The organism is Paenibacillus sp. Soil787, assembly GCF_001429545.1.
Lineage (GTDB): Bacteria > Bacillota > Bacilli > Paenibacillales > NBRC-103111 > Paenibacillus_E.
Map to the genome: position 1 here is coordinate 228,938 of NZ_LMSP01000001.1, position 13,324 is coordinate 242,261.

Here is a 13,324-nt window from a genome sequence, read left to right on the forward strand (position 1 = left end):
CATTGAATACCCCATATAGGAGAGAACTAAATATGAAAAAAGTGTTATTTCTGGCTTTCACTTTGGCCATGGCCTTCACGCTCGCTGCTTGCGGAGGAAAAAATTACGATGGAAATAATACCAAGGGAAGTGAAACTGTGAGTAATAATTCAAATGAAAAACAAGTTGATTCAACTCATGAATCAAAAAAAGAGAATAGCCATGCAGCAGAGGGTAGAATAAAATTGACTTTTAACAACGAAGAAGTAATTGTGAAAATGAATGATAATCCGACAAGCAGGGATTTTTTAACATTACTCCCTTTAACATTAACATTAGAAGATTATGCAGGAACCGAAAAAATTAATTATCTAGAGAAAAGATTATCTACAGTAAATGCACCATCAGGCATTGATCCTTCCGTTGGAGATTTCACTTATTATTCACCTTGGGGAAATTTGGCTATATTTTATAGAGATTTTCATTATTCAAATGGACTTATTAAACTAGGGAAAATTGAATCTGGCATAGAAAAGCTTGCAAGTATAACTGGTGTATTTACAGTGAAAATTGAAAAAATAGATTAGAGGTGAGATAAATGGGGCAGTATTTTATCATAAAAAGGAGTTATAAGCTTGGAAAGATCATATATAATTTGCCACATGTCAATTTCATTGGATGGGAAAATCAGTGGAGATTTTTTGAAGATGGAGCGAGCAGTTTATTTTACAGATTTATACGAAAAAATCCATGAGCGTTACGGTGTTAAAGCTTGGATGTGTGGTAGGGTTACCATGGAGGAACACTTTACCTTAGGACATGTATTAGATTTAAAACACGAAGATATCCCACCTATCCCTAGAACCGATTACGTTGCAAACAAAAATGCTGAAAGTTATGCAATAGCGGTAGATCCTTCTGGGAAATTAGGATGGACAGAAAATTCAATTCAATCATGGAATGAGCATAGGACAGAAGACCACATAGTAGAAGTGCTTACAGAGCAAGTAACTGATGCTTACTTAGCCCATCTGAAAAGAATTGGTATATCTTATATTTTCGGTGGGAAAGAACGATTGAATTTTACTGTCGTTGTGCAAAAGTTAAAAAAACTTTTTTCAATCGATAAATTAATGTTAGAAGGTGGAGGCTTTTTAAATGGATCCTTTTTGAACGAGGGATTAATTGATGAATTAAGCCTGATTATAGTTCCAATTGCAGATGGTGCATCTAACTCTGTAACACTATTTGAAACTAGTTCTTTTTTAACAAATCAGCATCCCGTTAATTTCTTTTTAAAAGAAGTCGAAAAACTGGATGATAGTGGGCTGTGGTTGAAGTATGTAACAAAACATGATTAATCATCAATACATATAAAAGAAAATGGTGCCTGCAAGTAGGCACCATTTGTGTTGACTACGAATACTTTGACGAAAAGCATGGGGCGAGGAGAAATCATCTCTATGTCTGTGAGCGGGTAGAAATTCATGAACTTGACGTTACTGGTCAGCGTCGGATGGGTCGTGAGTTCAGGTGACGAGACCGAGGGAGTGAATTCGCCCCGTGGAGTACGGTAGAAGTCATAAAACTCACGCTGAAGGACGGGAGTGTTTTCATCTAGTTCATTTACTGTCCCACCCGTGTATTTGGTTTCACCGCCTGTAAACTCCACATAGCGTTGCTTGAATATCTTTTATTCTTGAATGAGTTTGAATCATTCCTACCATTTTCCGAGAGATCTTGTCTTAATCAACAAAGTGTAACCGATAAATTGTATATCATCAGGCGGACTCCCAGGTTATACTAAAGAAATTCTCATTAAAGCATTTAGATTTGCTTCTTATGAAGACCAACTTACGGAGTTGCATATAATTAAAACCTGTAATGAACTTATTAAAGATTTTGACATGCTGGATAAACAGGGATTACTTCAATGAAAATATAGAAGAAATATCCAAATGAAGAACAAGTTATAAAAAGTGCTTAAAGTTGACTTCGATAGTCAGCCTTAAGCACTTTTTTGTTGCCCAAATCATATTAGAGCATATTAGATAAATCAACGATTTTGGGCATACTTTTCTCAATAAATATGACACCACGCATTTTTTTTTGTGTGTTAAATTCCATATTTCGTTAGACTTGTTGCAGAATTGGTTAGACGATGCATTTCAAACTCGTTGGAAATAATGAGTTATCAAAATGAGTACTTTCTTATTGAAGGTATCCGTGGACGAATTACACCAGTCCTGCATCAAGAATCTGTTAATGCTTGTTTTCGAGTAAGTTGGCGTGTCGGAACAAAGCAGAGAAGCGTCACAACAAGGGCTGATGTAATAAATACTACTGATCCCAATATGGAGTCCGATACAGCATGGGCAAATTGCATCTTTGAAGGTTGATCCGTACGGATTGCTACATCAAATACGGTTATGAGAACAGCCAAACCTAACGAGGAACCGCTTTGATGTGCGACATTAATTAGACCCGAAGCCGCACCAGTATCTTGAGGATCCACACCCGAGAGCCCCAAAGCGGTAAGCGGTTGGAAAACCATTCCGGCGCCAATGCCCATGATGGTCAGGAGGATGAGCATTTGCGGAAAGAAGTGAGCCTGCACGGAGACGATTTGGCTCATCCAGAGTGTACCAATGATTGCGAATAGCAAACCGGCTATCATGACTTTCCTATTTCCAAAACGGTGCACCAACCCATGCATCAGGTACATCATACCGAACTGGGCGCCTGTAAAAGGCAGGAAGGCTAAACCTGCGTCAAGTGAGCTAAAACCGAGAACGTTTTGCAAATATTGGGGGATAAAGAAAAAGAGTGAAAAATTCCCGCCCACAACTAGGAACCTTCCCAGATAAGCCCCGGACCGCTGGCGGCTCGCTAACAATCGGAGCGGGATAATCGGTTCAGCCACTCGAGCTTCAATAAGAACGAATGCCGCTAACGAAACAATTCCGGCTGCAAGCGAAATCCATGTTTCGGGTTTCCCCCAACCGTGATCCGCAGCTTGAACAAAGCCGTATACCAACGCAGTCATGCCGATTACGGAGACTAAAGCACCCCAAAGATCAAAACGTCCGGTCCTCGTACTTGTTTTCTGTATATACCGCTGTACCAAATACAGCAAAATAATCCCAATGGGTACATTGATAAACATACCGACGCGCCAAGAAATAAAATCGGTGAGGAATCCGCCAAGAATGAGACCGATACTGCCGCCTGCAGCCGAAACCGCGCTGTACATCGCTATCGCTCTAGAACGTTCCTTCTCCTTTACAAAGCTCGCTGACAGCAATGCCAGCGCAGCAGGTGTTGCTAATGCAGCCGAAAAGCCTTGGAATGCACGGGAAACAAGCAAAAATTCAGCTGTCGGCGCCAAACCGGCCAGCATAGAGGTTAGCGAAAATAATCCAATACCTATACTAAGCATTCTTCTTCGCCCCATAAGATCTCCTGCCCGGGCACCAAGCAGCAAGAAACCGCCAAACGGCAAAATGTAGCCATTTTGGACCCAGGTCAAGCTGGTTGCCGTCATATGAAGCGAACGACCGATTTGGGGTATTGCCGTTACCATAATAGAGGCGTCAAGCACAACGATAAGTTGACATGCGATAATAATGGTTAAAATGATTCGTTTGGACTGATTCATAAACATGTTCCTTTCCTTCTTTAGAAGATGTGTTCTGAAACTTATTATGGACGGAACCGGCAGAAGGAAGTAGACCGTTCCTGCATGAAAATTGCCTAAAGCTGCAAATCGCATTTTTTACATAACGCAATAGCCATTGCAATTCTTTTCAATGCCGTTATAATTTAGTTAGGGTTGGGAGGGATTGAATACATGCCGGAACAAAGACTGGATAACCACGATTTCTATGGAATGAGTGCTTCTAATCATAGGAGAGCGTTGGATCAACTCATTGCCATGACGAATCGGATCACCATGTCGGATGGACGGACACCAACTATTGTTCCGTTCCTTTCTATTATCAGGAACAGTCACGAGACACTGCGAAGATCAGGTGTTTTGAGTCCTTCCTTTTGCCTGATCCTTCAAGGGACTAAGAAGCTTTACCTTGGTCAAGATATCTTTCATTACTCAGCAGGTGATTATTTGGCGTCGCTGATCGATATGCCGGCTTCCGCCCAAGTCATTGGTGCTACGGAAGAATCGCCTTATATCAGTTTGAGTATCGATCTTACGACACAAGAAATCGCTTCGGTGGTCATGGAGGCAGAAATCATCACGGAACCAGAGGAGAAAGATCTAAGTGCCGGAGCCTTCATCGGAAAATCGGATGCCGAACTGCTAAACATATTTTTCCGGTTATTGAAGCTAATCGAAAAGCCTAAAGAAGCTCGATTTCTGTCCGAACTGATCAAAAGGGAAATGATTTTTAACTTACTATCAGGTGAATTTGGGCACTTATTTTTCCAAAAGGTGCTCATTGATCAAAGAGCGGATGGAGTCGGAAAGGCGATCCAATGGATCAAAGAAAATTACGCAAATTCGTTTACCGTTGAGGAACTCGCAAAATCCTGCAACATGAGTACCTCGGGACTGCATCATAAATTCAAAGCGATCACAACAATGGGGCCTTTGCAATATCAGAAGCAGCTTCGCCTTCAGGAAGCCAAGCGCCTGATGTTGAACGGTCCAATGGGGGCAACAATGGCCGCGTTGACAGTAGGCTATGAAAGTCCTTCGCAATTCAATCGGGAATACCGGAGGCTTTTTGGTCTGCCTCCTCTGCAAGATATGAAAGCGATGCGAAAAATTTCTTGCACTGGGGGATTCGAGGATAGTTAATGATGGATGTCATCTCGAAGGAAATGGGCTAAGGACAAGATGAATTTTTCTAACGAATTCTGAAATTAAACTGCGATTTTCACTATGGTGCATATCAAATTCAAAAACTTTTTTCTAACGAATTAAGGAACAAATCATTTTTTTTCTTAGACAACTACAAAATTCTAACGAATTATGGAACAACAAAAACGGAGTTGTGCGGGTTCGCAGCTCCGTTTTTCTAATTAATTATGAAATATCACATGACTTTGTTTGTTTGCTTTGTGTTTGTGAGTTGTAACATGAAATGTCGGTGATTGGAAGATAAAATGTCACTCGATTGGAACATAAATGACGTTGGCCCGTGCATTGTTGCTACGGGCTTTTTTCTATTACTTTAGTATTTCTGATGATTTAATTAGTTTGTAATATAACTGGTTTATACATTAGTGATAAGTTTTAAAAATGTAATATGAAATGACATTTTTCTGAGTTAATTTGTTAATTAAAATTGTTTTCGATAGTCCTTGGTGAAGATAACTTTTTATAATAATGAGATGAAACGGTGAGTTTGTTACAAATTAATATCCCTCTTTCTGTGAGCCTATTGTATCTGGTGCTAAAGATACATTTTTCCATAGTCAAATGGATAAAAATACCACACAATAGAAGTATATAAGGTATAAATTATGTGAGAATTATAGTCTTTCGTTAGCATTAATAAAAGGGAATGGTAAAAGGTAATATAGGGGGCAATCAAGTGATAATTAGCAATAAAGATTTTCGTGTGAATGGCCTGACCTACACCATTAGGTCTTCCTTCGAAACCGATGCGAAAGATTTGTCCGAGTTAAGACTACAAATTGATGGTGAGACGGAGAATCTGGACAGAGAAAGAGGAGAAGCTTTCATTGATGTAACTGGATTTGAACAATTAATATATACGGATACGATCAGTCCAAAAAACTTATTTTTGGTTGCTGTCGCTGATAAACGTATCGTTGGCTTCTCGAGATGTGAAGGAACATACCTCAAGAGATTCTCTCATAAACTCGAATTTGGTGTATGCGTACTTAAAGATTTTTGGGGATATGGGATAGGAAAAAATCTTCTAAAAGAGTCTATGGCTTGGGCTGACTCTAATGACATAAAAAAGATAACTCTGAATGTCTTGGAAACCAATACTAAAGCCGTTGAACTGTATAAAAGGCTTGGCTTTGAAATTGAAGGAATATTAAGAAACGACAAAATCCTTTCCGACGGTGAATACTATAACACCATTGTTATGGGGAGATTCAATGACATCCAAAGAAAACCGTTGTTAAGCTAACGGGAACTATACTTCAATATTGAAGGCTGCCAAATTAATGGCAGCCTTTCTGGATACTCAATCGAACGTTCGACCGCTTCAATAAGTCTGCCATTTCAGCTTTTGCGCAGCAATAAACCGTTCGTTAACGTACGGCCAATTAACTACGTTCCACCAGGCATCAATGTATTTGGGGCGTCCGTTCTTATATTTCAAATAGTACGCATGTTCCCACACATCGAGAACGAGGAGAGGAATGACGTCCCACTGAGACAAATTCTGATGCTTCTCCGCCTGTAAAATTTCAAGCCGGTGGCTGCGCGGGCTCCAAACGAGAATCGCCCAGCCTCCGCCCTCGGCCTTATCGGCGGCAGCGGAGAAATGCTTCTTAAAGGCGTCAAGCCCGCCAAAGTCTCGATCAATTTGAGCAACGATCTGTCCCGTAGGCTTACCGCCTATTTTTGGGGCCATAACGTTCCAGAAGATCGTGTGCAGGTAATGCCCGGCACCGTTGAAAGCCGCTTCACGCTCCCAGTGCTTGATCAGGTCAAAATCGCCGGATTTGCGCGACTGCTCCATCATCTTCTCAGCTTTGTTTAAGCCGTCAACATAGCTTTTGTGGTGCTTGTCATGGTGAAGCCGCATCGTCGCTTCATCAATATACGGCTCCAGCGCGTCATACCCATAAGGTAGAGGCGGCAGTGTATGCCCGCCGATTGGCACGGGCTTCGCGCCTGCGGAGGGATCGCTCCACACCCCTTCCGGTAACAACGGGCTCGGTCCTGAAGTCGTACTGTCATTTCGGTAGCCCGTAACAGGAACGGTTGTGAATGCAGGTGTGTCCGGTACGGTGAGAACTGCTTGTAATATGCCCAGAAAATACTCTGATTCACGAATGATGTGCTGAACGACCGTCGGAGCCGCCGGAACGCTGCGGACTGCAACGCTTTGCTCCAGCATGGCGAACAGTTGCTTGACGAATTCACTGGATTGTGCGGTGGACGTATATAGCAAAGCTTCCACGTTCCGCCGCAGCTCGGGGCTGACTTTCTCGTTCGAGCGGATGACGGCTTCGATCCATCGATTGGCTGCCGCCTCAGTTTGCGCGAAGACGTTTTCCCATTGCTGCAGCAGCGCCACATACGGTGATTCCAGATTCGGAACGAGCTCACGGATAACGATCGTATGCTCCTTCTCCTGTATTTTCCAAAAGCGGATTTCTTCCAGCAACCTAAGCGGCATCAGCGAGCCGTATACGTATAACATCAGGCCAACCTCCTTCCGACGTCATCATCCTTTTACAATGTATTCGGAGGTGAAGTTGACCTATGTCTGGTTCATGACTTAAATGCGGTAAAGACATTGATAAAGACAACGTCCGCTTCAAATATTCCCGGTTGTCACCTTCGGGAGCAGCTATAAGATGGGTTATATTATTGCGATCTTTTTATCTATACTACTAACCTTATTACCACGAAAATAAAGTATTAGACTGACGATGCGTCATTCAGCTAACTGGCAGTGCCAATATATATGGTAACGTTACGAACTGATACTGGTCCTTCAATCACTTATCAAGGCTCATGGGTTAATGAAAGCAGGCAGGGTACTTATAATAACGATGATCATTATTCTAACGTTACTAATGACTCCTTTACAATAACTTTCAATGGAACTCAAATTGCTTGGTATGGGGCAAAGGGCTCTGCGAAAGGAACTGCCGCAGTTTCAATAGATGGCGGCGCCGAAACGACTGTGGATACGTCCGCCAATTCGGATGCAGAGACTCAGCTTCTTTTTACCAGTCCGCAATTGAATGTTGGGACGCACACGCTCAAGGTAAGGGTACTTGGAACAGGTTATATTATTGCAGATAAGTTTACGATTACGCAGTCTTTTAATTCTAACGGAAAATATAAGATTATTAATAGCAATAGCAGTAAATTATTGGATGTGTATGGGGCTTCTACTGTAGACGGCAGAACAGTCAATCAATGGACTGACAATGGCGGTCTTAACCAACAATGGAGTATCGTAGACCTCAATAACGGTTATTTCAAGATTGTGAACAAAAACAGCGGTAAGGTGTTGGAAGTAAATGGAGGATCTACGGCAGACGGAGGCGTAGTTGATCAATGGACGTATAATGGCGGCGCGAACCAACAGTGGAATATTGTAGAGCAGCCATGAGTTAGCAACAACTTATTGATTAATTTACTTGACTCTTGCACAAAAAACTAGGCGAATGCCTTCAATGGGCACACATAATTTTTTTCTAGCAAACTAAGGAACAAATCATCATTTTGTTTTGGGAATTTACAAAATTCTAATGAATTCTGCAACAACAAAAACGGAGCTGCGCAGTTTGCGGGCTCCGTTTTCTAAAAATCCACTATTATTTTAGTTGAATCGTCTAAGATTTTCCCCTGTTTTTGTAGGTAAAGTGACCAATAATGGACGAGTTCAATCCCATCTACTAATTACTCGAGAGACTTTGATTGCCCAGCACCTCTTCTTTTTTAAAACGATAATACAAAAAGGCAACAATCCAGCGGATCGTTGCCTTTTGCTTAACTAACAGGCAGAATAATTCATAATCGTGAGCTTCTTATGAATTATCTATCAAAAATGATTCGGTTGAAATCGGTACAGGTACGTAAAATAGATATTCCGAAGCATGCTCTACCACCCAAGATAAGTCTAAAATGACCATGAGCAATGTCTCCAAATTCCCCTCTAAAAGTCAATTCTAAAACGAAAAGACCAAAATCTCCGCCTAAGGAAAATGTTGGATTCTTCAAACTTATCGTTCCGGATAAAACAGATAGCCCGAACACTTTCACAGTGATTTTAATACTTGGTTCACTGGGATCAACATCTAAATCTAGACCTAACCCATCGAGCAATCGCAGAGGAACACAAATATGACCCGCAGGGCATGAGACAATGGGTGGCTGAATTAAATTGTCAACAATACGTTGACTAAGAATAACGTTCTTGCTGATTGTTTTAAGTTGTTTGTTGATCATTCTCAAACTCTTTTTAATCTCGTCACTGTATTTTTTGCGCGTTAAGAGACGTTCAATCATCCTTTGATTAATAAGAACATTTTGGTTGATTGTTTTAAGTTGTTTTAGTATTCTTTTCAAGGCTTCTTTATCGTATTGTTTGCGTGAGAGAACTAACTTAGTTCCAATCGTGTGCTGATTAATGAGAACTCTATTGTTGATAGCCTTCAGTTGTTTTTTGATCTGGAATAAGATTTCCTTATTATTTTTGCAAGTTTGTCGAAATTCAATTATTTTCTTTCTATTGAGGAGTACAGCATTATTAATAGCTATCAGTTGTTTTTTAATCCTTACTAAACTAGTATTATTATTTTTTTTAACTGACAATGACTTGCACCTCCTTTGCAATACAATAATATATGTTCTGTTTCATATTCTGATATAGGACAAACACTCAAATTGTTACTTGAATGTGCGGATATGAAAGGGATGAATCGCAAGACAATTCGCTGTTGAATATCAAGTGGAAATTTTGGAACCCAAGATTAAAAATCCGACAAGTGCATTAATTAATTATTCATGCTATCTTTTTACGCTTTATTAAGCACGTAAAAATGATTTTTTCACTCAGTGAACTTAATTTATAAACTGAACGTCAGAGAATAAGCAGGGATGAAATGAAAAATGGAGGTATTATGAATAAATGGGAGCGAATTAAAACAATCTTTTTATATGGTGTTTTCATTTGTTACATAGTTTTTTTAATTAAATTATTGTTCTTATCAAGAATTTCACTTTTGGAGATGTTTAATAGTCAAAGGACTTTAAAAAGGTCAATCAATCTTATTCCTTTTTATAGTATAAAGGAATATATTCTTGGAAGTTCTGCGACTATGAAAAAATTCGCTTTTAGTAATGTGGTTGGTAATATAGTTATTCTTATTCCTCTTGGTACTTATTTGTCATTATTCAAAAAGGACAAAAGAGTAATAACCAATCTGTTGTTTATATTCTTTGTGAGTTTATCTGTTGAAATCACTCAGGGGCTTTTAGGCATCGGAACATCAGACATTGATGACATAATTTTAAATTGTTTGGGTGGATTGATTGGTATTTTAGGGTATAAGTTTTTAGCGTTTATAATACGAGATGAGAAAATAGTACGTACCATAATCACAATACCATCTGCTATAGGATTACCTGTTATAATATATTTTTTATTCATAGTGAGATTGAGACTCTGAATTGCGCTAACGGAAACAATAGTTCAATTACGATATGACGGCAGCTGGGATATAAATTTAGTAAACGTAATGGAACATCGAACTTTATTACATGGGTATTATTTTTAATAGTAACTGTGATTCTTTCTGTATGGCTTTATCCTCAAGAATATGGTGTTGGGATATAAAAAAGATTTTGCCTAATAACTCGAATTGGGTTATGCTTCGAGGCGAGGACACACTAGCACCACCTAACAGCATCATTAAGCCAACCATTATCTAGGGATTTGGGGTTAGTTGAGCAAGCACTATCCCTTCGGATAAGACATGTTTGTTGTCACTTTCTACTCGTCACATGTTGAAAGTGTTGCACACTTGGCCTGAAGACACGATAATAAAAAGTAATAGTGAGATGCCCTTCTCGTGAAGGGCATTTGCTTTTGTGATCGCCTCATAAAACTAGTTGGGAGTTGTCTGAAGGACCATGAACAAAAAGGAACTCGCGCATATTCGAAAGCAGCTTAAGTTGGACCACGAAATGTTAAAGATATACGATATCCTTAACGTGTACATCATGAAGGAAAGCAGTGAGATTTATCATCATGAACGTCAGCCGTTTGCGATGTTGGATAGGGAAAAGCAGGAGCTGTATATGGGCAATTTCAAGAAACTGCTGACTGGCGAATTGGATCAGAAAATGATCGAGTTAAAGTTCCAGGACGAAGCGGAGGAGCCTTCGCGTGAACTTCTCCATCAAGCGCTGGTGACCGGTGATCCAGAAGAATGGCATGATCTGATGATCCTGATGGTAGAGAAAATGCTGAAGGATACCAATTACGAACGAGATATGGTCGTTACTTTTGTTCGCGGCCAATTGGCCCGTCCAACCAAGAAAAGGAACGAAGCTGCCGAGGAGAGCGAGAAGGACGAGATGTTCTCGCATCTATTCATTTTGTGCAGCGTGAATTCCACGGAGCAACAACGTAAAATCCTCATGTTCGATTATGTCGAGAGGGAATATAAGTACAATGTCTTCGTCGATCCTATCATCAAATTGAACACGCCGGAGCAAGGATTTTTATATCCTAGCGTGACGGACAACTACTCTGACGTGAATCGCATATTGTATTGCATGGGGAAAGCGAATGAGCCGAATTGGCAGTTTATCGATCAAGTATTGAATGCCGAGAAGACTGTGACGGCGCATGAAGAGAGAGCTATTTTCGAGGAAATCGTGAAGGAAGTGGCGGGAGATCAGCTTGATGCCTCCACGATCGCTCATGTGTACGAGGCAGTACATCAGATTATCGAGTCCAATGAGGGGGAAGAGCCTCCGAAGCTGGATTATGTCGATGTGGAACGCGTGCTGACGGCGAGTGGCATAGGGAACGTGACCAAGGAAAAGGTGGAACAAGCGTTCCAGACGGTCGTCGATGACAGAAACTATGAGTTCAAAGCGAGCAGTGTTATTCCGAAGTTTAATTCGAAATCGATAAAGATTGATACAAAGGTAGCTACGATTTCGATCAGTCCGCAAGACTTGAAGTTCGTGAAACAGGTGAATTATCAGGGGAAACGATGCATTTTGATTGAGGTTGACGAGGATGCCGTGATTGAAGGCTTTACGCTCAATACGGAGATGTTGTTCCCAGGTTGAGTGCAGAGTGACAATCAATTTAAACATGTTTGGAAGAATAGTGTTGGAATTGATCATATGACTTTGCCAATAGGATGCGGTTAATTTTGGAAAAGGTGAGTCAAGCTGCGTGTATGGTGGCTCTAAAACTTGCCGTTACAGACAGCGCGGAGAACCGTATCATAGAGGACAGGTGAGATCATCACACTAACGATTACGCTAACGATGAACTATAATTCAACTAACTACATCCCGAAACTACCGTTTTAATTTATTGAAATGAGGAAATAAAATGTCTAGCATCCCTTCGTATAGGGAATTCGTACTTCCATTCCTTCAGATACTAAATGATCGAAAACTTTACAATACAGATGGAATAATAAATGATTTAGTTATTTTGTTTCGGTTATCGGAGGAAGATCTGAAGGAAATGGTGAAATGCAGAAGACGATATACATATAGAAATCGGATAATTAACGCAAGAACTTCCCTACTAAGAGATGGATATATTCAATACGATGGAGAAAATAACTTACTCATTACTGATAAAGGAAGTCAGTTCTTAATGAGTCAGACATCATTGAACTAACGGAAACGTTAGTTCAATACGAACACCACGGCAGTCGGCCAGAATGATCGGCTGCTTTTTCATTCAGGGACGGGCAGTAATGTTGAATCGACGTTCCTCTAATGGGAGATGTTATTATAAAACCATTCCCATTGGAGGAAATATATGCGAAAAATTGGATTGTTCCTTATGCTGATGTTTTGCCTAGCATTGTCAAATCCCTTTTTACCACAATTAAGAGCGAAAATGTCTGTAATATCGCCAGAGAGAATGCTTAACACATCAGATTACATTGTAGTTGGGGAAATTAAAAAGAACGTTACTACAAAAAAACAAACTACTGAATATACAGCGATACACAAGGAAGTAATGATTTCAATCGAGTCCGTTCTAAAAGGTGATATCGCTCAAAAGGAAATTGTATTAAATAGAGATTCCCGAACAGATCTCATAAATCCAGGTGCTGTTAACTATGATTTCCCTGAAAAAGGCACAAAGGTTATGCTTTTGTTAAAGAATTATGAAGGAAGTGGGATATCACTTACGTATGAGAATAGTATTTGTGTAATTAAAAAAGGCGAGGTTCAACTTTATAATGGTATGGGATTCGGGGGCGGTTCAAAGACAAATATGGTGAACTTTTATCCAAACGATTATGAGAAAGCTTACCAAGCCTTTTATGACAAAGCTGTAACCCATTAAGAGTGGGAAACCACAAAAAGCGCCATCATTCGATGGTTCTTTTTAAACTAACTGAAAACGATAGCTCAAACAACTAACAAGACGCGGCTGCCGATATTAAA

12 protein-coding genes are annotated in these 13,324 nt (G+C 40.2%); 9 read left to right on the plus strand and 3 right to left on the minus strand.

What is annotated here, in order from left to right; all coding sequences use genetic code 11:
- Positions 1-32 precede the first annotated feature (32 nt).
- Both ASG93_RS34735 and ASG93_RS01100 read left to right on the plus strand, forming a co-directional pair.
- Positions 33-566 carry a cyclophilin-like fold protein gene (locus ASG93_RS34735; protein WP_056827970.1) on the plus strand — a complete coding sequence of 178 codons (534 nt, stop codon included), beginning with the start codon at positions 33-35 and terminating at the stop codon, positions 564-566.
- A gap of 48 nt (positions 567-614) precedes the next feature.
- A complete protein-coding gene (locus tag ASG93_RS01100) occupies positions 615-1,340 on the plus strand; it encodes a RibD family protein (protein WP_056827972.1) in 726 nt (241 codons plus the stop codon).
- Positions 1,341-2,230: 890 nt separating this feature from the next.
- Here the strand turns inward: ASG93_RS01100 and ASG93_RS01105 are convergent.
- Positions 2,231-3,643 carry an MFS transporter gene (locus tag ASG93_RS01105; RefSeq protein ID WP_235550692.1) on the minus strand — a complete coding sequence of 471 codons (1,413 nt, stop codon included), beginning with the start codon at positions 3,641-3,643 and terminating at the stop codon, positions 2,231-2,233.
- Positions 3,644-3,829: 186 nt separating this feature from the next.
- Here ASG93_RS01105 and ASG93_RS01110 point away from each other — a divergent pair, with 186 nt between their 5' ends.
- Both ASG93_RS01110 and ASG93_RS01115 read left to right on the plus strand, forming a co-directional pair.
- Positions 3,830-4,798 (plus strand): AraC family transcriptional regulator, encoded by a 969-nt coding sequence (locus ASG93_RS01110; protein ID WP_056827973.1) that lies wholly within the window; start codon positions 3,830-3,832, stop codon positions 4,796-4,798.
- 739 nt (positions 4,799-5,537) lie between these two features.
- Positions 5,538-6,107 (plus strand): GNAT family N-acetyltransferase, encoded by a 570-nt coding sequence (locus tag ASG93_RS01115; RefSeq protein ID WP_056827976.1) that lies wholly within the window; start codon positions 5,538-5,540, stop codon positions 6,105-6,107.
- A gap of 78 nt (positions 6,108-6,185) precedes the next feature.
- Here the strand turns inward: ASG93_RS01115 and ASG93_RS01120 are convergent, their stop codons facing one another.
- Entirely contained in the window at positions 6,186-7,352 is a 1,167-nt protein-coding gene (locus tag ASG93_RS01120; RefSeq protein WP_056827978.1) for a Fe-Mn family superoxide dismutase, read from the minus strand.
- Between the two features lie 267 nt (positions 7,353-7,619).
- Here ASG93_RS01120 and ASG93_RS01125 point away from each other — a divergent pair, with 267 nt between their 5' ends.
- Entirely contained in the window at positions 7,620-8,276 is a 657-nt protein-coding gene (locus tag ASG93_RS01125; RefSeq protein ID WP_056827980.1) for an RICIN domain-containing protein, read from the plus strand.
- Positions 8,277-8,701: 425 nt separating this feature from the next.
- Here ASG93_RS01125 and ASG93_RS01130 read toward each other — a convergent pair whose 3' ends face one another.
- The gene (locus ASG93_RS01130; RefSeq protein WP_056827982.1) at positions 8,702-9,481 is read right to left on the minus strand and encodes a hypothetical protein; all 780 of its coding nucleotides are present in this window, start codon (positions 9,479-9,481) and stop codon (positions 8,702-8,704) included.
- A 308-nt stretch (positions 9,482-9,789) separates the two neighbouring features.
- Between ASG93_RS01130 and ASG93_RS01135 the strand changes: the two genes are divergently transcribed.
- From ASG93_RS01135 to ASG93_RS01150, 4 genes are all read left to right on the plus strand, one after another.
- The gene (locus ASG93_RS01135; protein WP_056827984.1) at positions 9,790-10,338 is read left to right on the plus strand and encodes a VanZ family protein; all 549 of its coding nucleotides are present in this window, start codon (positions 9,790-9,792) and stop codon (positions 10,336-10,338) included.
- Positions 10,339-10,801: 463 nt separating this feature from the next.
- Complete coding sequence (locus ASG93_RS01140; RefSeq protein WP_056827987.1) at positions 10,802-11,974, plus strand: DUF4317 domain-containing protein; 1,173 nt, start codon at positions 10,802-10,804, stop codon at positions 11,972-11,974.
- A gap of 271 nt (positions 11,975-12,245) precedes the next feature.
- The gene (locus ASG93_RS37010) at positions 12,246-12,542 is read left to right on the plus strand and encodes a winged helix-turn-helix domain-containing protein (protein WP_056827989.1); all 297 of its coding nucleotides are present in this window, start codon (positions 12,246-12,248) and stop codon (positions 12,540-12,542) included.
- 144 nt (positions 12,543-12,686) lie between these two features.
- Positions 12,687-13,223 (plus strand): hypothetical protein, encoded by a 537-nt coding sequence (locus ASG93_RS01150; RefSeq protein WP_056827991.1) that lies wholly within the window; start codon positions 12,687-12,689, stop codon positions 13,221-13,223.
- Positions 13,224-13,324 lie beyond the last annotated feature (101 nt).